This is a genomic window from Chryseobacterium sp., assembly GCF_008831505.1.
Classification (GTDB): domain Bacteria; phylum Bacteroidota; class Bacteroidia; order Flavobacteriales; family Weeksellaceae; genus Marnyiella.
Window position 1 is genome coordinate 2,445,362 of record NZ_CP044507.1, and the last position, 20,061, is coordinate 2,465,422.

18 protein-coding genes are annotated in these 20,061 nt (G+C 44.1%); 13 read left to right on the plus strand and 5 right to left on the minus strand.

From position 1 onward, the window contains the following. Positions 1-18: 18 nt before the first annotated feature. The 4 genes from uppS to topA all read right to left on the minus strand — a co-directional run bounded on the left by uppS (position 19) and on the right by topA (position 5,624). On the minus strand, positions 19-768 hold the full coding sequence (uppS, locus tag F7R58_RS11450) for a polyprenyl diphosphate synthase (RefSeq protein ID WP_158065043.1): 750 nt from the start codon (positions 766-768) through the stop codon (positions 19-21). A gap of 4 nt (positions 769-772) precedes the next feature. Then, positions 773-1,663 carry a DUF6089 family protein gene (locus tag F7R58_RS11455; protein ID WP_158065044.1) on the minus strand — a complete coding sequence of 297 codons (891 nt, stop codon included), beginning with the start codon at positions 1,661-1,663 and terminating at the stop codon, positions 773-775. A 204-nt stretch (positions 1,664-1,867) separates the two neighbouring features. Beyond that, positions 1,868-2,950, minus strand: a complete 1,083-nt coding sequence (locus tag F7R58_RS11460) for a formimidoylglutamase (RefSeq protein WP_158065045.1) — start codon at positions 2,948-2,950, stop codon at positions 1,868-1,870. A 100-nt stretch (positions 2,951-3,050) separates the two neighbouring features. Beyond that, positions 3,051-5,624, minus strand: a complete 2,574-nt coding sequence (gene topA, locus F7R58_RS11465; RefSeq protein ID WP_158065046.1) for a type I DNA topoisomerase — start codon at positions 5,622-5,624, stop codon at positions 3,051-3,053. 245 nt (positions 5,625-5,869) lie between these two features. On the opposite strand from topA, the gene F7R58_RS11470 reads away from it, so the two are divergent. From F7R58_RS11470 to F7R58_RS11510, 9 genes are all read left to right on the plus strand, one after another. After that, entirely contained in the window at positions 5,870-9,508 is a 3,639-nt protein-coding gene (locus F7R58_RS11470) for an MMPL family transporter (protein WP_158065047.1), read from the plus strand. 27 nt (positions 9,509-9,535) lie between these two features. Then, positions 9,536-10,438: a dialkylrecorsinol condensing enzyme DarA gene (locus tag F7R58_RS11475; RefSeq protein ID WP_158065048.1), complete on the plus strand. Its 903-nt coding sequence runs from the start codon at positions 9,536-9,538 to the stop codon at positions 10,436-10,438. Positions 10,439-10,456: 18 nt separating this feature from the next. Further along, positions 10,457-11,596: a beta-ketoacyl-ACP synthase III gene (locus F7R58_RS11480; protein ID WP_158065049.1), complete on the plus strand. Its 1,140-nt coding sequence runs from the start codon at positions 10,457-10,459 to the stop codon at positions 11,594-11,596. Beyond that, positions 11,596-12,027 carry a hypothetical protein gene (locus F7R58_RS11485; RefSeq protein WP_158065050.1) on the plus strand — a complete coding sequence of 144 codons (432 nt, stop codon included), beginning with the start codon at positions 11,596-11,598 and terminating at the stop codon, positions 12,025-12,027. Before F7R58_RS11480 ends, F7R58_RS11485 begins: the two co-directional genes overlap by 1 nt. A 2-nt stretch (positions 12,028-12,029) precedes the next feature. After that, positions 12,030-12,473: an ABC transporter permease gene (locus F7R58_RS11490; RefSeq protein WP_317132561.1), complete on the plus strand. Its 444-nt coding sequence runs from the start codon at positions 12,030-12,032 to the stop codon at positions 12,471-12,473. Positions 12,474-12,515: 42 nt separating this feature from the next. Further along, a complete protein-coding gene (locus tag F7R58_RS11495; protein ID WP_158065051.1) occupies positions 12,516-12,920 on the plus strand; it encodes a hypothetical protein in 405 nt (134 codons plus the stop codon). Further along, entirely contained in the window at positions 12,921-13,931 is a 1,011-nt protein-coding gene (locus F7R58_RS11500; protein ID WP_158065052.1) for a BtrH N-terminal domain-containing protein, read from the plus strand. A 388-nt stretch (positions 13,932-14,319) separates the two neighbouring features. Beyond that, entirely contained in the window at positions 14,320-14,766 is a 447-nt protein-coding gene (locus F7R58_RS11505) for a hypothetical protein (RefSeq protein WP_158065053.1), read from the plus strand. A 403-nt stretch (positions 14,767-15,169) separates the two neighbouring features. Continuing rightward, a complete protein-coding gene (locus F7R58_RS11510) occupies positions 15,170-15,550 on the plus strand; it encodes a hypothetical protein (protein ID WP_158065054.1) in 381 nt (126 codons plus the stop codon). 352 nt (positions 15,551-15,902) lie between these two features. Here F7R58_RS11510 and F7R58_RS11515 read toward each other — a convergent pair whose 3' ends face one another. Beyond that, entirely contained in the window at positions 15,903-16,469 is a 567-nt protein-coding gene (locus F7R58_RS11515) for an energy transducer TonB (RefSeq protein ID WP_158065055.1), read from the minus strand. Between the two features lie 27 nt (positions 16,470-16,496). Here F7R58_RS11515 and F7R58_RS11520 point away from each other — a divergent pair, with 27 nt between their 5' ends. Genes F7R58_RS11520 through F7R58_RS11535 form a run of 4 tightly spaced genes read left to right on the plus strand, consistent with a single transcriptional unit; the run spans position 16,497 to position 20,061 of the window. After that, complete coding sequence (locus tag F7R58_RS11520) at positions 16,497-17,252, plus strand: ABC transporter ATP-binding protein (RefSeq protein WP_229723813.1); 756 nt, start codon at positions 16,497-16,499, stop codon at positions 17,250-17,252. Continuing rightward, positions 17,242-18,510 carry an ABC transporter permease gene (locus F7R58_RS11525; RefSeq protein WP_158065056.1) on the plus strand — a complete coding sequence of 423 codons (1,269 nt, stop codon included), beginning with the start codon at positions 17,242-17,244 and terminating at the stop codon, positions 18,508-18,510. The genes F7R58_RS11520 and F7R58_RS11525 overlap by 11 nt, the downstream gene beginning before the upstream one ends. Next, on the plus strand, positions 18,485-18,922 hold the full coding sequence (locus F7R58_RS11530) for an acyl-CoA thioesterase (protein ID WP_158065057.1): 438 nt from the start codon (positions 18,485-18,487) through the stop codon (positions 18,920-18,922). The genes F7R58_RS11525 and F7R58_RS11530 overlap by 26 nt, the downstream gene beginning before the upstream one ends. Continuing rightward, the gene (locus F7R58_RS11535; protein WP_158065058.1) at positions 18,922-20,061 is read left to right on the plus strand and encodes a beta-ketoacyl synthase N-terminal-like domain-containing protein; all 1,140 of its coding nucleotides are present in this window, start codon (positions 18,922-18,924) and stop codon (positions 20,059-20,061) included. The genes F7R58_RS11530 and F7R58_RS11535 overlap by 1 nt, the downstream gene beginning before the upstream one ends.

A 20,061-nucleotide genomic window follows, 5' to 3' on the forward strand; every position in this document is an offset into this window, starting at 1 on the left:
TTAATAACTTTTAATTAATTATTCGTGCTCCAACTGTTCACTGGTCTTGCCATATCTCCTTTCCTTCATCTGGTAGTCCAGGATACAGTTGAAAAAGGTTTCACGGTTAAAGTCCGGCCACAGCATATCCAAAAACTGCATCTCTGCATAAGCCATCTGCCACAGTAGAAAATTACTTATTCTCACTTCACCGCTGGTGCGGATCATCAGATCGACAGGGGGGAAGTCTTTTGTGTAAAGATGATCTTCAAAAAGTTTTTCGTCTATATCATCTTCACTGATCTCACCTGCCTTAACTTTACTGCTGATCTGCTTAACAGCATTAAGGATTTCTTTCTGGGAGCCGTAACTTAATGCCAGGATCAGGTTTCCGCGTTTGTTGTCTTTTGTAAGATCCATTACATTCTGCAACTGATCACGCACCAAATCCGGCAGCTTTTCGATATCGCCAATGATGTGTAAACGCAAACCTTTCGTAAAAATTTCCTCAGCTTCCAGCAAAAGCGTTTCCGCCAGCAAATCCATGAGGCTGTTTACTTCGTCATTAGGCCGGTTCCAGTTCTCTGAAGAAAAAGTGTATAGAGTGAGATAGGGAATATGAATCTCATTACAGGCATTAATGGCATCTCTTACCGCCGTTAAAGCACTTTTGTGTCCGTATGTGCGTTCCTTTCCCCGGGATTTTGCCCACCTGCCGTTTCCATCCATAATAATGGCCACATGACGGGGAAGATGCTCGGGATTGATTTGATCTTTTACTGACAGCATTTTATTAATCGCAATAACAAGGAGGTCTTCCGAAGGAATAGGTGATTCCCAGGGTTACACTGTTTATCCAGTCATTCCCGTTTGGATCTCCCACTTCTCTGTTTTTCAAAAACTCCCTTTCCCTTTCCTTGGATACCGCATAATAGATATCCGTCTGTAAAAGTGACGTATTGGTATTAGGAGCCAGGATATCGGTGTTATAAGTGGATTTCAGGTCTTTCGCGCTGATTGTACTATAATCCAGCTGGTCTGTAAGTGTGGGCCTGAACATAAGTTCACCCGAAATAGCCCAATTATAGTTGAATTTATATTTTAAACCGATACCGAAAGGCAGGTAACCTGTTACTTTGCGGCCACTGTAATATTCGGCAGTGGTATTGAAGTCAATTTCATTTACCGGTGCCTGCGCCACACCGTCAACATCGCGGCGGTAGTCATGGTTCAGCGTAGCCTGGGTCACATCATGCATCATGGCACCTATTCCGGCAAAAATATAAGGACTCAGCATACCGCGTTCCTGTTCGTTATTCACAGGGAAAAGATTGTATTCAAAAATCGCATCGGCTTCCAGCAGTGTGTTGGTTCCCCACAGCTTACGGTTTCTGCGGTATTCTTCTTTGGCCCAGGCATCACCAAACTGGATATGGCTGTAACCAAGATCAAAACGGAGGGTTTGATACGGATTGAAATTCATACGGTAGATAATACCGCCGTATGCCGGAAAACCATAGGTGGAGGTATCTCCAAATGGCTTCTGTAAAACATAACCTGTTCTTCCTATGTCTCCTACCAAATTGCTTGTTCCCAAACGCACACCTAATTCGTGCCGTTGCGCCTTTACACTTGCTACTGTAAGAATAACTGCAAACAAGCTAAGTAATAATTTTTTATTCATAGGAGAATATAGATTATGGTTATTTTTAGTATTTAATTTTTGCAAATATAAAACATTTTTGCATTACCGAAATTCATAATATTTAGTTAAATATAAACAATTAAATATTAATTTAGTCGCTACCAGCGCACTTTTTTTGAAATTTTCCACAATTATTCAATAGTTGGGATACGAGCTGAAAAGATACCGGGACTGATGCAGTGCCTAACGGCGGTCACGCATGAGCCGCGCGGGCAGTGTTCCTCTTTTAGCCTGGGCATACTCTGCCGGCGAGCAGGGAATTAGCTTTTCTACATCTTCATCATCTCCAAAATACCACAATCCTGAAAAGCTGTCCCGCTTAAAAGCAAAATGAACATCGTCCATAGGTACATAAAAGGTTTCCATGCGCCGCTCCTTAGGATGCGACCTCTGAATATTAATACCTTCTATGAGATGCCAAACCATCTGGGCCAGCAACTGCTGATTAAGCAAAGAGTCGGAATGCGGATTAAAATTGAATATACCCACCGACTTCAGATTCTCACTGAGGCCTACCTCCTTCATATAGGCACAAACCTCACGGCGGTTCAGCCCGTTCACCTGGGGATTCACTGAGAAACCTCCGGCAGGACCTTCCACGGAGTCACAGTTTACAGTTACCAGATCTGCCCTCCTGAAATAAGGTTCAGTGTTTTCTGTAGATCCCATCATCTCAGCCAGACGGATTACGTCAAACTCAACTTCCTTCATCAGTTTTACGGAATCCAGCTCATTGAGATGCTTTTGGTAAGCCATGTGATGATAATCCCGCAACGGGAAGTTTTTGGAACCCAGAATCCTGGCCAGATAATTTTTTACGTTTAATCCTTCGCCCTGATCATCCAGAGAAATCATAGCCGAAATGTTGGTATAACTTATTTCCCGGTGGTAATGACTGAGTGCGGAAAACAGCGCAAATGAAAAATCACAGCTGCCGCCAATCACTACGGGAACCGCCTTCTTATCGTGACAGATTGAAAGCAGCTCCTGCAAAATATAGTGGGTATCCTCATGAGATTTCCCGGAGATTAAATCGCCCAGATCACATACGGGAATTTCAAAATCCAGACGGGAAAGGTTATAAAGTTCCCGCCTCACCTTTCTGAAACCATGTATTTCAGCCTCACCACCGTTTAAACCACGGTAATCTGAACAGAAAATAAGGACGATACCACCTTCAGCAATCTCGCCGGAAATCAAATTTCCCAATTGCCATTTTTCGGTTTCAATTTTACCGGCCGGAATGATTATATCTTCAATATTCATGGATGTCAGTATTCAGTAAGCACTGCAAAAGTAGTAAAAGCAGCAATAAAAAACGCTTCCGTAATAATATCCTGGAAGCGTTCTGTTTACTACTGCATTTTTATTTCTTTTTTGCAGCGGGCTTTTTGGCGGTTGTTTTTTTTGCTGCGGGTTTTTTGACAGCAGTTTTCTTTACAGCTGCTTTTTTCGGTTTCTCCTTGAAGGCATCCTTGTCCTGGGCAGTAATCCACTTTTTCACCTCATCCAGAGAGACCCCAGCCAGCTCTTCGGCAGTATATTTTTCATCTTTTTTGGTCTTCGGAATCTTAAACATTTTCTTTCCGAATTTGATGAAGGGGCCCCACCTTCCGTTCTCAATCGAAATTTTCTCGTCTTCCCACTGGCGGATGTACCTGTTGGCTTCTTTTTCCAGCTTGGCTTCTATAAGCTCATGCATTTCTTCCTGTGTAAGGTTGTCAAAGTCATAGCGCTTGGGAACATTGATGAAAAGTGATTTATATTTGATGAAAGGTCCGAATCTGCCGGTTCCTTTTGTCACTCCTTCACCTTTATAGGTAGCCACAGGTGCATCAGCAATCTGTTTCTCGCGGATGATTTCCTCAGCACGTTCCTGAGTTACAGAAAGAGGGTCTTCGCCACGCGGAATACTGATGAAGGTCTCACCCCATTTTACATAGGGACCAAAACGGCCTACTCCTACCGAAACCGGTTGTCCCTCGTATTCCTGAAGGTCAAAAGGCAGTCTGAAAAGCTCCAGAGCCTCTTCAAGCGTAATTGTCGCGATATTCTGAGAGGCCATGAGGCTGGCGAAAACCGGTTTTTCCTCATCATCCTGCTCACCGATCTGCACCATTGGACCGAATCTGCCGATTCTGGCAATGACGTTTTTACCGCTTTTCGGATCTGTTCCAAGAATGCGTTCTCCGTTTGCACGGTCGGCATTTTCCTCCACATCCTCAATCCGCGGATGGAAATCGCTGTAGAAGCCCTGCAGTATCTCCTTCCACTTTTCCGAACCGTTGGCAATATCATCAAAATCCTGCTCCACCTTGGCGGTAAAACCGTAATCCAGGATCTCGGCGAAGTTCTGCGTCAGGAAATCATTTACCACTTCACCAATATCAGTAGGTACGAATTTATTTTTGTCACCGCCGAACTTCTCTGTTAGAACTTCCTTTTTGAGCCCGGATTTGGTTAGAGACATTTTCATAATCTCCCTTTCCTGAGGTTCAATTTCTCTTTTATCTACATAAGCACGGTTCTGTATGGTTTGTATCGTCGGTGCGTAGGTAGAAGGTCGGCCTATGCCCAACTCTTCCAGTTTTTTCACCAGGCCGGCTTCTGTATAACGGGCTGCAGGTTTTGTGAATTTTTCGGTGGCTTCAATCTTTTTATAGCTCAATGCCTCACCTACGCTTACTTTCGGAAGAATTTTTTCATTGTTTTCCTCCTCATCTTCATCAGTTTTGGTAATTCCGTAAGCCTTCAGAAAGCCGTCAAAAACGATAACTTCACCCTGCGCCTCAAAATGCTGAGGCAATTTTGGACTTCCAATTTCAATTACGGTCTTCTCAATTTTGGCATTTGCCATCTGGCTGGCCAGCGTCCTTTTATATATAAGCTGGTAAAGCCTGTTAAGCTGTGCATCGCCAACTGACTTCACAGAAAAGTCTGTGGGACGTATGGCTTCGTGAGCTTCCTGAGCCGATGCGGATTTGGTTGTATAATTGCGCGGCTGGGAATATTCTTCACCATATTCAGATAAAATCTGTGCTTTCGCACCATTGATTGCTTCCTGGGACAGACTTACCGAGTCGGTACGCATATAGGTGATGAAACCTTCTTCGTAAAGTCGCTGTGCCACTCTCATGGTAGAGGTCACGCCATAACCGAGACGGTTACTGGCTTCCTGCTGTAAAGTGGATGTTGTAAAAGGTGCTGAGGCCGTACGTGTGCCCGGTTTCTTTTCCACATTAAGCACCGTGAATTCTGTATCTTTTGCAAGGGTGAGAAAATTTTCGGCATCCTGCCCTTCTGCAAAATCCTTCTTCACTTTAGCTGCAATAAGTTGCTTTTCACTGTTCAGGAAAGCACCCTCTACCCGAAAACTTGATTTAGGCACAAAGTTCCTGATTTCAAGTTCCCTTTCCACAACCAAACGGACAGCTACCGACTGTACACGACCGGCTGAAAGTCCGGTCTTCACTTTCTTCCAAAGTACCGGAGACATTTCAAAACCTACAATCCGGTCCAGAACCCTTCGCGCCTGCTGGGCGTTTACAAGGTTTTGGTCAATAGACCTCGGATTCTCCATGGCTTTCAGGATTGCATTCTTTGTAATTTCGTGAAAAACAATACGTTTTGTATTGTCATCCTTCAATTTCAGTTCCTGGGCCAGGTGCCAGGCAATGGCCTCACCTTCACGGTCTTCATCGGAAGCCAGCCATACGGTATCCGCCTTCTTCACTGCATCTTTGAGTTTAGAAACTATCTTTTTCTTATCTGCCGAAACTTCGTAATCGGGAGTAAACGTAGTGAGGTCAATCCCCATCCCCTTTTTAGGCAGGTCGCGGATATGACCGAAACTGGATTTCACCTCAAAATCTTTCCCAAGGTACTTCTGAATGGTCTTTGCTTTTGCAGGTGATTCCACAATCACTAAATTTTTTGGCATCAACTAAAATTTTTGCAAAAGTAGAGTTTTTTTTAAATGTGAAAATCCCACCAACATCTGCAGGTCTTAAATCAGCAGACGATAAAGGCACTGAAAACAAAACTTCACTTCTCTGCAACTGGCTGAAATGCAAAAAGCAGGAACTGAAGTGTTATTTCAAGTTACTTAACAAGGGTCACCTGATCTGCCTGCAAATAAATCTGTTTCCTGTTCATTTTAAAGGATTAATTTTGCGCCACCTAATTATGCACAGGATTTTTATTTCTTTATATTATCTGATTGAAAGATTCCGCCTGATTGCGGCATTGCTGGCTCTGGCATTCCTGACAGCCGGTGCATTTTACGCCTCCAGAATAAAATTTGAAGAAGACATCAGCCAGATGTTGCCTAAGAACGGCAAATCCGACATTACAGCTCAGGTACTGTCACAACTGGAGTTCAGCGACAAAATAATCGTTCTTATAAACAGCAGGAGCGATGGAGCAAAACTTACTGAAACAGCAGATGCCTTCATTGAGAGGCTGGAGCCCCTGAGTCCATACATTAAATCAGTGCAGGGCAAAGTGGATGAAGACCAGATCTCAGAAACATTTGATTTTGCACAGCAAAATATTCCGCTGCTATTGGATGAAGATGACTACGGGATCATTGCAGACCGCATTTCCGGCGACAGTATCAATCAACGGCTTGCGGCCAATTACCGGGCACTATCATCTCCGGCAGGATTGGTCACCAGGGATTTCATCAAGAAAGATCCGTTGGGTATTACCGCGCTGGGGCTGCAGAAGCTTAATCTGCTGGGTAAAAACAAAGACTTCCTTCTGCAGGACGGATATATTGTTACCAAAGACGGTAAAAACATCCTTCTGTTCATTGAGCCTTCATTTGGTGGTGCAGAAACTAAAAACAATGAAATTTTTGCGGAACAGCTTAATATTGTTAAGGACAGCCTGAACAGGGAATTCCGGGGACAAACCGAAGTTTCCTTTTTTGGCGCACCGCTGATTGCCGCTGCCAATGCCAAACAGATCAAAAAAGACATCCAGACCACCGTACTGATTTCCACCGGAGTGCTTCTGTTGCTGCTTATCTTCTATTTCCGGAATATACTGGCACCCATCATCATTTTCATTCCCACAGTTTTCGGTGCCGTCACCGGATTGATTTTCATCTACATAATAAAGGACAGTATATCCGCAATCTCCCTCAGTGTCAGTGCGATACTGATTGGAATCACGATTGATTATGCCATCCATATTCTGACCCATTACAAGCACAACAATAATATAGAGGATGTCCTGAAAGAGATCACTCATCCCATCATGATGAGTGCATCTACAACAGCAGTGTCATTTCTGTGTCTGACATTTGTACGTTCGGAAGCGCTCAGGGACCTTGGGATTTTTGCCAGTATTACGGTCATCTTCTCCGCGCTTTTTACTTTGGTGCTCATTCCGCATCTGTACAGGCCCGGTAAAACGAAAACGCCTCAAAAGAAAACTTTCATCGATAAAATCGGAGCATATCCTTACGAAAAAAACAGAGCTTTGGTCATCATCTGCTCTCTGCTGATTGTTATTTCATTTTTTGGCTTCAGCCATATAAAATTCAACCAAAACATTTCTGACCTGAATTTTGTACCCGAGGAAATGAAGCAGAATGAAAGAAAGCTGCAGAAACTTTCCGACTTTACTGAGAAGTCCATCCATGTGGTTTCCTACGGCACTTCACCGTCTGATGCTGTTGATAAAAATACAAAGCTGTTATCTTTCTTAAAAGATCAGCAGAAGCAGGAAAACATATTGAGTTTTCAGTCGGTGGGTGAAGTGGTACTTTCAGAAAAAGAACAGCAACAACGGATCCGCCGGTGGAATCAATTCTGGACCGCTGACCGAAAAGCAGACGTTATTACGAAGTTGAAGATGGGTGGTGCTGTACTTGGATTTAATCGCTCGGCCTTCGCTGAATTTGAAGAGATGCTGAACAGAAATTATCAGCCAATTTCACTTAACGATTACTCTAACCTGCCAGCCCTGCAGTTTTCAGAATTTTACCGCGCCAGCCCGGGAATGCATACACTGTCCACTATTGTGAAGATTAATGAAGCACAGCGCGCGCAATTCATCCGCAATGTGGAGAAGCACAATGAAGTCCTTGCCATAGACCGCCAGCAGATCAATGAAAATTTCCTGGGTTTACTTAAGGACGACTTCAACAATCTGATCAATTACTCGCTGATCGCCGTTATCCTTATATTTCTGATTTTTTTCCGGAACACAGACCTTACGGTCATGGCCGTGATCCCAATCGTTCTTTCCGGTGTCGTAACTGCGGGCATCCTTTACTTTATGGGGCTTGAACTCAATATTTTCAGTACTATTGTATGCACGTTAATCTTCGGTGCCGGTGTCGATTTCAATATTTTCCTGACCCAGGCGCTTCAGAAAGAGATCAGCACCGGAAAAGACCAGCTGCCGCTTTACAGGGTGTCCATCATTCTGGCACTTATCACCACCGTGCTGGCTGTGGGAGCTTTGATTTTCGCGAAACACCCTGCGCTGTATTCGGTTTCTACAGTAGCCCTGGTGGGAATGGTGGCTGTGGTGGTCATTTCATTTGCCCTGTACCCACTGATGTTCGGATACATCCGCAGGCGTTCGCAAACAGGTTTGATGCCTGTAAAATTGAGGGTAGTACTTAATTCCCTTTTCTCACTTACTGTTTATGCTTTTGGCGGAATTGTTTTTGGAATTATCGCACCATTCTTCAGCAGAAGAAATGAAGGAAAATTAAGAAAAATAGTAGCTTCTTATCTCACCATGGTTCTTTATACCAATCCTTTTGTCCGGAAAAGAGTAATCAACCAAACGGGAGAAAAGTTTGAAAAACCTGCCGTGGTTATCGCCAATCACACGTCCTCTCTGGATATTCTGGCAATGGCCATGACCACCCATAAACTCATATTTTTCGTAAACGACTGGGTATACCATTCTCCCATTTTCGGCAGGTTGGTGCGCCGGCTGGGATTCTTTCCGGTTTCCGAAGGTCTGGAGGGTAATTTGGACCGCCTGAAAAAGAAGGTGGACCAGGGATATTCACTGATGATCTTCCCTGAAGGAGAACGCTCGTTCACTAATTCGGTGCAAAGATTTCACAAGGGTGCATTTTATCTGGCGCAACATCTTAAACTGGATATTCTGCCCGTTTACATTCACGGTACTTCCGAAGTAATGCCCAAGGGCGACCTTTTTATTCATGACGGCAGTATTACCGTAGTTACGGGCAAGCGGATTGCCTGGGATGATATGTCTTTTGGTGAGACTTACCAGCAAAGAGCAAAAAAAGTAAATGCGCTGTTCCGTGAGAAGTTTTCCGAACTGAGAAAAGAACTCGAAGATGAGGATTATTTCGCAAAAAAGATACTGATGAACTATCACTATATGGAGAAGGAAATCGTGAAGGATGTTCATGCCGACTGGAAAGGAAACAAAAGTCTTTACCTTAAACTGAATTCCCGGATTGGACCAAAAGACATCATACTCCATATTTCTGCAGATTACGGCCAACTGGATATGCTCCTGACACTTCAGGAAGCCGGGCGGCAAATCATTTCGTACATCCGTGATGCCGAAAAAGGCAATACCGCCAGACAAAACTATCTTCTGCAAAAGCGCAGGATACACTATCTGGACTCTTTTGAAAACCTGGAAACAGTTCCGGAGGTACTGCTCATCAGTGATCCCAGCTTTAAGCTGGATGAACTCGTTGAACTTCCAGCACGAATTATATTTCTGAACAGACCGGAGGTGCAGGCTCCTGCCGGCTATCAAACATCAGAGGCAACAGATGGGCTTACCTTCTTTAAGATAATGGATAAATTTTAATATTTTTGTAGAAATTCATAAACTGCAATGCCGAAGAAGATACTGGTTACCTATTATTCACAAACCGGACAGCTAGAAGAGATCATGAAGAATATTGCCGGGGGATTCCGGGACCGCAGTCATTTTGAGATTACCTATTACGAGATCAAGCTGAAGGAGGATTTTGAATTTCCCTGGAAGCCGGAGGTTTTCTACGATACCTTTCCTGAAAGCTACCTGCAAGTGCCGCGTGAAATCATCCCGCCGTCTGAGGAAATCCTGAATACGAAATACGACCTGATCCTTTTTGGCTATCAGGTATGGTTTCTCACTCCTTCGATTCCTGTGATCTCTTTCCTTAAAAGTGAATTTGCCGAAAGACTGATGGCCCACACTCCGGTAGTCACCATTAGTGGGACAAGGAACATGTGGATGCTCTCTCAGGATAAACTTAAAGTGCATTTAAAAAGGCTGCAGGCCGAACTCGTCGGAAATATTGCGCTGGTAGACAGGCATGATAATTACACCAGCGTCATCACCATCCTGAACTGGATGCAGACAGGAAATAAAGAACAGAAAAAACCGCTTCCGCCGGCGGGTGTTGCCCAGAAGGAGATTGATGAAGCCGGAAAATACGGCCAAATCATTATGAAATATGCCGGGAGTGGCAGCTATGGTGGAATGCAGAAAGAATTGGTACAGAACGGAGCCGTAGAGATCCGCCCCTTCCTTATCAAGGTGGAAACCGTAGGCAATAAACTCTTTACGGTCTTTTCCGGAATCATTGCCAGAAAGCCTCAGAGCCGCAAATTTTGGGTTGGTGTGTACAAGTTTTACCTCATGTTTGCCATATGGGTGGTATCGCCCATTGTTTTATTTTTTTATACATTGCTGACTCCTTTCTTTTACAGGAAAAGAAAAAGACAGATTGAACACTATCAGGGACTTTAAAAATAACTTTACTAAAATATGAATCAAGTCTATATCACAAGGGCAGCCAAGTATCTTCCGGGAAATCCAATTTCCAATGACGAAATGGAAGACTACCTTGGTTATGTTAATGATACACCTTCAAAAGCAAAGGCACTTATCCTTAGGAACAACGGAATCAAAACCAGATATTACGCGCTGGACAAAAACAATAAACCCACCGAAACCAACGCTGAAATCACAGCCAAGGCAGTTGAAAAGCTGTTTGACGAAAACTTCACCAAGGAGGACATGGAACTGCTTACCTGCGGAACCACATCAGCAGACCAGATCCAGCCTTCCCATGCCTCAATGGTTCACGGCGTACTGAAACCAAACCACTCCATAGAGATCAATACCTCCATGGGACTTTGCAACGCGGGTATGAACGCGCTTCAATACGGTTTTATGTCGGTAAAGTCAGGAAATTCCAATAACGCGGTTTGTGTTGGCTCCGAAAGATTCTCGGCCTGGATGACAGCAGACAAGTTCAACCACGAAGCAGAAAACCTGAAGCAGCTGGAAGAGAAACCGATTATCGCTTTCAAAAGGGAATTTTTAAGATGGATGCTTTCCGACGGCGCCGGTACTTTCCTGTTGGAAAAACAGCCGCGTGAAGGAGAAGTAAACCTTAGAATTGAATTCATCGATTTCTTCTCCTACGCACATGAGCTTGAAGCCTGCATGTACGCCGGTTGTGAAAAACAGGAAGACGGCAGTCTGAAGTCATGGGCCGAATATTCGGCGGATGAATGGCTGAAGCAATCGATTTTTTCGCTGAAGCAGGACACCAAACTTCTGGGCGATTTCATCCTGAAGAAAGGTGCTCAGGCGCTTAGAGCTTCATTCGACAAAAACAATCTGAATCCGGACGATATGGATTATGTGCTGGCACATATCTCTTCAAACTACTTCAAAGATGGCTTAAGAGAAGAGTTCGCGGCCGTTGGTCTGGATTTCCCGAAAGAAAAGTGGTTCTACAACCTTTCTGAAGTGGGTAACATAGGTGCGGCATCCATTTACATCGCACTGGAAGAACTTATGGCATCCGGAAAACTCAAAAAGGACGAAAAAGTTCTGCTCTGCATTCCGGAAAGCGGCCGTTTTGCCTATTCCTGCGCACTGTTAACCGTAATGTAATGGAAATTGTACTTCCGGTTACGGACCCAAATACCGTCGGAAACCTGATTCCGCAAAAAAAACCTTTTATAATGGTGGATGCGTTGTTCTCCTGGCAGGAAACAGCGCTGAAATCGGGCTTCACGGTGCCGGAGGAACATGTTCTGGTGGCCAATGGCTTCTTTCAGGCCTCGGGTGTGCTGGAGCATCAGGCGCAAAGTGTGGCTTTGCATACCGGCTATCAGTTTTATCTGAAAGATGAAGAACCGCCTGTGGGTTACATCGGAGCCATCAAAACTTTTGAAATCTCAGCCTTGCCTGCCGTTGGCGATAAGATTGAAACCGAAGTCGAGATCCTGAATGAAATGATGGGCGTAACTTTGGTGAGGATCAGTAGCTCGGTAAACGGAAAAGAAATTGCTACTTCGGAAATGAAGACGGTCGTTAAATAATTTTGGAAAAGGAAAACCACATCAACATTCAGGACTTCCTTCCGCACCGCGAACCGATGCTGATGGTGGACCGCATACTGGAAATTCGGAAAGAAGAAGTAATTACGTCGTTCCGGATACAGCCCGATAATATCTTTGTTGATAAAGGCTTTTTTGTTGAATCAGGCCTGATTGAAAATGTAGCCCAAACCTGTTCCGCGATTACCGGTCAGGATTTTGGCGATGAGATCCGCAACCATGAAGATCCTGGCTCCAAAGTAATTGGCTTCATCACCAATATTAAAAAAGTGAAGATCCATGAACTGCCGTCGGTGGGCAGCGAGATTATCTCCAAAGCGCACCTTAACTCACAATTCGGCGACATCTGTACCATTTCGTGTCTTACCTATCTGGAAGACCGTTTGCTTGTGGAGGCTGAGATCAGCCTTTTCATTAAGGCGCTGTGAACCGAAACCTGTTCATTTATTTTTGACCTCAAAATTCTGATCATGAAAAAAGAAGAAGTTCCGCAGGAAAAAAGTGCACTGGAGTCCGCCAACATGACGGATCTCTACTATGTCACCGATGACAACGGAAACTATACCACAGCACGCAGCACCGGCTGGGAGGCAAAGGCAAAAGCGCTGGAGGAAAGCATGGAACTCATTAACGAAAGGGTCAATGAGGCCAAAGCCGCGGTGGCCAACGGAACCGCCAGTCCCATTCTTTATTTTATGGAGCTGAACAAGATGGATTTCAGCATCCTTTCCAGTTATGTGGGAATCTGGACGTTCTTTGTAAAACAGCACACCAAACCGGGAAAATTTAGAAAACTAAGCGAAAAAACCTTACAGAAATATGCCGACGCTTTCGGGATCACTGTAGAGGAACTAAAGAATTTTGACGGAAAATAGATGAACGATACTTCCAAACTGAACTTCACCCACCACCAGGCAGCACACTGCGAAAACGGCGTGGCGTCCAACCTGCTGAAGGACAAAGGCCTGAACCTTAGCGAACCCATGATTTTCGGCATTGGCTCCGGTCTCTATTTTGTGTACCTGCCCTTTCTGAAGGTCAATTTTGCGCCGGGTTTCAGTTACAGACCGATGCCAGGGGCCATCTTTTCCAAAGCCGCCAAAAGACTCGGTATCAAGATTAAAAGACAGCGGTTTTCCAACCCAAAGGAAGCCCAGGCCGCCCTCGAAAGAAACCTCGAAAACAAAATTCCGACGGGATTGCAGGTTGGTGTTTTCCATCTGACCTATTTCCCTGAAGAGTATAAATTCCACTTCAACGCCCATAACCTGGTGGTGTACGGCAAGGAAGGTGACCGGTTCCTGATCAGCGATCCGGTGATGAACGAAACCACCAAACTTACCGAGAAAGAACTGGAACGCGTACGCTATGCGAAAGGCGTTATGGCGCCGAAAGGCCACATGTACTTTCCAACGGACATTCCGGCCACGCTGGAGCTGGAAAAAGCCATTGTAAAAGGGATTAAGGATACCTGCAACAAGATGCTCGCACCGGTTCCCATCATCGGCGTAAAGGCCATCCGGTGGGTGGCGCGCAGTATCCCGAAATGGGCCGACAAAAAAGGTGCGAAAACCACGAATCACTATTTAGGTCAGCTCATCCGCATGCAGGAAGAGATTGGCACCGGCGGCGGCGGGTTCCGTTACATTTACGGCGCCTTTCTGGCGGAAGCGGCAGACGTTTTAAAGAAACCCGAACTGAAAGAACTTTCCAGGGAAATAACCGACATCGGTGACCTGTGGCGTGATTTCGCGGTAGATATTGCCCGCGTGTACAAAAACCGAAACAGCAAATCCGACATCTACAACAACCTGTCCCAATCCATGCTGAATATAGCCGATCTGGAGGAGGCGTTTTTCAGAAAGTTGAGGGAGGTGGTGAGGTAAAAATTAGTCTGCACGAAAAGATTGATTTTGTTAAACACTAATGATATTAAGATTAGAGATTACTAAGCTTGTATATCTGGAAAAAAACCACCAACATGGAAGAATTTTGCAGTAATATGCAACCCGAATAAATTGCAGTAGCGAAGTTTTCAAAATTCCATCAAACTCAGATTAGTTCAACACCATCATTTCTAAAAAAAATATACTTTTGATTATGTTTAAAAGCATGGGGAGTTTATAGGAATAATTAACGCGCTGCAACTTGGATAGGTCTTGAAAACACTAATGAATATACATCCTATTTAAATTCGTATTCTAATGCACCAGCAAAATTTATCTACATATCCCAAATTAGAAACAAAATCCAATCTCTTAAGAACTCTTGCCAATGATCTCAAAAATTACAATAGTACTATATTTCTTATTTTTAAGTAATTTATTTTTATCTCAAAAAAGAGAAAGCATTTATTTGGAGTTTGGAAAACCAAGTGCTGTTTCGAAAGACAAAAATATTATAGTTGAAATATATAAACTCAATTTTATTGACTGTGGGGAAAAGGTTACGAGATTAAATTTAGATGAAAATAACAGAATTACTAAACAGGTCTCTATCAAAAGTAGCAGTAAACCTTCTTTAGTTTTTACTTATAATAGTCTTAAAAATCCAGTTAAAAAAGTTGCTGATAAAAATATTAACTTTCTCTCAATTCAAGAATTACAAAATATTGAATCTACAAGCTTAGTTGATATGCTACGAAATTTTAAGAATATTTTTATAATTGATAAAAAAAAGAGCGTAAAAAAAGTGAGTTATGAAGTGCTGGGCAATCTATGACTAATAATGGTTATTCAGGCCTTAGCTCGTGCATTTTAGCAGGGATTTCTATTATTGAAAACAAATTAATACTCCCCGCTACCGCGCGATTGCATCGCGTTGCTACCCCCCGCTACCCCCCGCTACCCCCGCTGCCGCGCGAATCCTTTCGCGTGCGCAGAAAGAAACTACAAATTTCATAATCCTGAAGGTCTTTATTTCATAACCCCACGATCTCGCGGATTTGTAAACCGTGACCGTTTCGTCATTAAAAGACCCACATACGATTAGAAAACCTTTCGAAGTCCATTTTTTGTTATTTCATTCTACTACGTAAAACGCTGTAAATTATTCCATTCACTTGGTTTACAGGTAGATAAATTTTAACTTTAATTGAATTTATTAACCAATAAAACTCAAAATCATGGAAAACAATGTATTAACAAAGGAAGTACTGGATTTCTTACCGGAACCGTTTCAGGTGGCTCAAAAGGCTATTGACCTGCCAGAAGTAAAGGAAATGATGGCAAGGCTGGCCAAATATAATCTGGGGGTTTTTATGCCCCATCAGCATAATGCGGAAAGTGGTGCCTTCGAAGTTTTGGAAGACGGTAAAATGCAGATGGAAAACGACCTCCAGGTTTCCTTTATGACCAAAGAGGAGGCAGCCAAAATAAACAGTCTGCCCGTAGGCTGGGTTTGGAAAAACGATGGCGTGCGGGGATCCGCAGAGTGCACTTTCGGCTGTCATTGGGAGATTAGCCCTACAACAGGTGCTGCCGTCCACATCAAAAATCATAAATAGTACAAGAACAAACTGTAAGTCTGTGAAGTCACTTACAATGCTGTTTTTACTGATCTGCCCCAACAGTTTATTCGGTCAAGGCGCCCGGGATTCCTCAACAATAATTGTAAAATATAAATTCACTTTTGTTCAGGATTCCCTGGATATGAGCTCAGTTATTTAGTGCAGAAAAAAGGCATAGAAGTTACCCGCGAGCAGTATATATTCAAAAAGGAATGAGTTTATGAGTGATCCCCTTCAAGGCCGAGTGAATAACCCTGAATACAGAAACAGGATAAAAGCCAACAGACTTAGGTATAATAATTCTTTGGAGTGAGGTTACAGATGACTTAATAGAACCCCGTCTATTGATCTATTCGAAACGCATGTTCATAGGCAATCTAAAATTGCTTTTTACTGGCTGACCATTAATTTTAGCAGGAAGCCACCGCTCTTTTATATTGGAAAGCACACGGACCATTTCATTTCCCAAAGCCGCATTTCCTGTGTATTTAATGTCGGTAATCCGGCCTTCGGTGGTAATTATAAAAGTGGTTTCGGAAGCTAGCATTCCTTTCCCGGTGATTTTGGATGCATTGAAATCTTTCATTATTGCCTGACGGAATTTCTGCAAACCACCAGGGTATTCCGCTGCCTCTTCCACCTCAGTATAAACAGAATCAGTTTTTATCTGGATTTCCTGTGCAGAGATAAGCAGGCCAAAAAGCAAAAGAAACAAAGCGAGAAATTTTTTCATAGTTGCTGTTTTTAAACTCAGTTTATTGGAGTTAACATTTAACTGCAAGTTTAGTGAAATTAAACTTATTTGTAAGATTTTAACTTGAGCAGTCAGACGAATTAATTTTATCGGCAAGTACTCAGTGACGTACATCCAACTACCACCCAATTCACTGCCCTTTCCCCTTCCCTCTAAATTCACTATTTTGCAGGCTGAAAACCATCGATTTTGGCTACAAACATCATTGAAATAAAAAACCTCTACAAGAAATATAAAAATGCAGACGATTTCTCTGTGAACAATATTTCGCTGGAGATCGCAGAAAACGAAATCTACGGCATCCTCGGTCCGAACGGTGCCGGTAAAACCACCCTGATTTCCATGCTCTGCGGACTTATAAAACCCACCTCCGGCAGCTATACCATTAACGGACTCTCGCCCCGCAACCGGCTGAACTCCATAAAAAAAATTACCGGAATTGTACCGCAGGAATACGCGCTCTACCCTACCCTGACCGCCAGGGAAAACCTGATGTTCTTTGGCGCACTTTACGGTTTGAAGCATGCCGATCTGCACCAAAAGATCGATACCATGCTGGAGCGTGTGGGCCTTACCAATTTCGCCAACAAAAAGATCGAACATTTTTCCGGCGGAATGAAGCGCCGCTGCAACCTTATCGCCGGCATTATGCACAGCCCTAAAGTCCTTTTCCTGGATGAGCCAACTGTGGGAGTGGATGTACAGTCGCGAAATGTAATCATTGAATTCCTGAAAGAGCTGAACCAAAAGGGAACCAGCATTGTGTACACCTCGCACCACCTTCAGGAAGCGCAGGAGTTCTGTACGAAGATCGCCATCATAGACAACGGTCAGATTTATGCCATCGGCAGTCCGGAGGAACTCATTGCCAACATCCCAAAAGCCGAAAACCTGGAAGACGTTTTCATTTCACTAACCGGAAAAGAACTTCGCGATGTTATATAAACTCTGGAGAGCCCTGTGGAAGGAGATCTTATTGCTGAAACGAGACATGGGCGGCATCCTGATCATCTTCATCATGCCCCTGGTGCTCATCATCACCATTACGCTTATTCAGGATTCCACCTTCAAAAATCTGGAGGGCACCAAAATCCCGCTTTTACTTGTTGACAATGACAAATCCGAGGTTTCGAAAATCATAACGGACGGACTGAAAAAGGGCGATACCTTCGATCTCATCACGAACAATTTAGACGAAGACAAAGCCAGACAGGCGGTCTTCAACGGCGATTATCAGATGGCCATCGTGATTCCGGAAAATCTCACAGAGAACATGAACCAAAGCATCGACTTTAAGGTTCAGTCCATCGTAAGTTCCCTGGGCGTGGGCGAAACGGATACGGCGGCGGTGCAGCGTGAACTGCCCAAAGCAAAGGAAATCCACCTCTATTTCGATCCGGTGACCAGCGCAGGCTTCAAGAGCGGCGTGAAGAGTTCGGTAAATGAAATGGTAGCGACCATTGAAAATCAGAAAATCTACGCAGCCTTTCAGGACCAACTCGGAACCGAAGATGATATTTCTTTTGACCAGAAATTTATCGCTTTTAAGGAAATAACCCCGAAAGGCGATGACGAAGCCCTGCCCAACTCTGTTCAGCACAATGTGCCGGCCTGGGCCCTGTTTGCCATCTTCTTCATTGTGGTGCCGCTTTCCATCAACCTTGTAAAGGAAAAAAACCAGGGAACCATCATCCGCATCCTGGCCAACCATACGCCGTACTATGTGCACGTACTTGGCAAGACCTTCACTTATCTGATGATCTGCATGATACAGTTTTTGCTGATGCTTGCGGTGGGCGTTTATCTTTTCCCCTATCTGGACCTGCCGAAGTTTGAGGTAGCAGGAAAACTGCCTGAGTTGCTTTTCGTAACCTTCTTCGCCGGGTTGGCAGCCATCGGGTTTGGAATCCTGCTCGGAACTTTAACGGACACTCAGGAACAGTCGGCGCCGCTGGGTGCGACTTCGGTAGTAATTTTGGCGGCCATTGGCGGTATTTGGGTGCCGGTATTTATGATGCCTGACTTTATGCAGACCGTCTCAAAATTCTCGCCAATGAACTGGGGGCTCAATGCTTATTATGACATTATCCTGAGGAACGTCGGCATATCGCAGGTGCTGCCCGGGGTGGGCCTTTTGCTTTTGTTCTATATTGTAACAGTGCTTATAGCTTTAATTTATGAAAGAAAAAAACACTCCATCTGATGCCATCATAAACCGGCAAACGGTTAGGGTGCGCTTCAACGAGTGCGACCCGCTCGGGATTGTATGGCACGGTCACTATATTGTCTATTTTGAGGACGGACGCGAAGCCTTCGGGCGCGAGCACGGCATCTCTTATCTGGACGTTCAGCATAACGGATTTGCCACACCGATTGTGAGAACGGTTTGTGAACATTTTCTCCCTTTGAAATATGGCGAAACCATAACCGTTGAAACCACTTTCGTGAATTTGCCCACAGCAAAAATGATGTTCCGCTACCGGATCTTTAATGAAGAAAATAAACTGGTCTGCTCCGGCGAGACAGTTCAGGTATTTATCGATACGGACGGAAACCTTCAACTGTATAATCCAACCTTTTTTCAGCACTGGAAGGATAAAATGGGACTTTCATAATGGAGAAAATTTCGACCTATATCACAGATTACAACTGCGTTACACCTTTAGGTTACAATGCGGAAGACAATTGGCAAAATGTTCTGGACGGAAAATCCGGAATCAGGAAGCATGATCTTTTTGAGAACCAGCCACCTTTTCATGCAGGGATCATTGACAATAATGAACTCGAAAGTATTTTCACGGCTGAATTTAAATCTGAGAATTTCACGCGGCTGGAAAAAATGCTGCTGCTAAGCCTGAAACCGCTGATTGAAAAAAATGGCGTTAAGGAAAAAACAGCCTTCATCCTTTCTACTACCAAAGGAAACGTTTCCCTGCTGAAAAACAAAATTGCACCACCTAAGGAGGCTTACCTTTCAGTGCTCGCGAAGACAATCGCCGATGTTTTCGGCTTTAAAACAAAGCCGGTGGTCATTTCGAATGCCTGTGTTTCAGGTGTGATGGCGGTTTCGGTGGCTAAAAACATGATCGAGTCGGGGCTGTACGAAGATGCTTATGTTTTAGCCGGCGATGAGGTTTCGGAGTTTGTAATCTCGGGTTTCAACTCCTTCCAGGCTATGAGTTCGGAGCCTTGTAAACCTTACGATGAATCCCGTGACGGAATTACGATCGGTGAGGCCGCGGCAGCGTTGTACATAACCTCCACTCCACCAACTGACGGTATATATTTTGAAATCCTGGGTGAGAGTGCGGTAAATGATGCCAACCATATTTCCGGACCTTCCAGAACGGGCGAAGGTCTGTTCCGCAGCATTGAAAACGCATTAAAAGAAGCACAGATTTCCGCCGAAAAAATTAACTACCTGTCCGCACACGGTACTGCCACTATTTATAATGATGAAATGGAAAGCATCGCCTTTACACGGGCGGGCTTACAAAATGCGCCCGCAAACAGCCTTAAAGGCTTCTATGGACACTGTCTGGGAGCCTCGGGATTGCTGGAAATTATTATCGCTATGGAATGTGGCCGCAACAATACGTTAATTAAAAGCCTGAATCTTGAAAATCCCGGTGTTTCGCATACTCTGAATATCATTACCGAAAATAAAGCTCAGGAAATTGAATATATTTTGAAAACGGCTTCCGGATTTGGCGGGTCCAATGCAGCCATCATCCTGAAAAAATGTGCCCAATGA

Excerpts from the sequence above, each read along its gene's own strand:
- uppS (WP_158065043.1), bottom strand. The coding sequence starts at position 768 with ATGCTGTCAGTAAAAGATCAAATCAATCCCGAGCATCTTCCCCGTCAT.
- F7R58_RS11475 (WP_158065048.1), top strand. The coding sequence starts at position 9,536 with ATGCCGAAGAAGATACTGGTTACCTATTATTCACAAACCGGACAGCTA.
- F7R58_RS11470 (WP_158065047.1), top strand. The coding sequence starts at position 5,870 with ATGCACAGGATTTTTATTTCTTTATATTATCTGATTGAAAGATTCCGC.
- F7R58_RS11510 (WP_158065054.1), top strand. The coding sequence starts at position 15,170 with ATGGAAAACAATGTATTAACAAAGGAAGTACTGGATTTCTTACCGGAA.
- F7R58_RS11535 (WP_158065058.1), top strand. The coding sequence starts at position 18,922 with ATGGAGAAAATTTCGACCTATATCACAGATTACAACTGCGTTACACCT.
- F7R58_RS11495 (WP_158065051.1), top strand. The coding sequence starts at position 12,516 with ATGAAAAAAGAAGAAGTTCCGCAGGAAAAAAGTGCACTGGAGTCCGCC.
- F7R58_RS11530 (WP_158065057.1), top strand. The coding sequence starts at position 18,485 with ATGAAAGAAAAAAACACTCCATCTGATGCCATCATAAACCGGCAAACG.
- F7R58_RS11505 (WP_158065053.1), top strand. The coding sequence starts at position 14,320 with ATGATCTCAAAAATTACAATAGTACTATATTTCTTATTTTTAAGTAAT.
- F7R58_RS11455 (WP_158065044.1), bottom strand. The coding sequence starts at position 1,663 with ATGAATAAAAAATTATTACTTAGCTTGTTTGCAGTTATTCTTACAGTA.
- F7R58_RS11500 (WP_158065052.1), top strand. The coding sequence starts at position 12,921 with ATGAACGATACTTCCAAACTGAACTTCACCCACCACCAGGCAGCACAC.
- F7R58_RS11460 (WP_158065045.1), bottom strand. The coding sequence starts at position 2,950 with ATGAATATTGAAGATATAATCATTCCGGCCGGTAAAATTGAAACCGAA.
- F7R58_RS11525 (WP_158065056.1), top strand. The coding sequence starts at position 17,242 with ATGTTATATAAACTCTGGAGAGCCCTGTGGAAGGAGATCTTATTGCTG.
- topA (WP_158065046.1), bottom strand. The coding sequence starts at position 5,624 with ATGCCAAAAAATTTAGTGATTGTGGAATCACCTGCAAAAGCAAAGACC.
- F7R58_RS11485 (WP_158065050.1), top strand. The coding sequence starts at position 11,596 with ATGGAAATTGTACTTCCGGTTACGGACCCAAATACCGTCGGAAACCTG.
- F7R58_RS11480 (WP_158065049.1), top strand. The coding sequence starts at position 10,457 with ATGAATCAAGTCTATATCACAAGGGCAGCCAAGTATCTTCCGGGAAAT.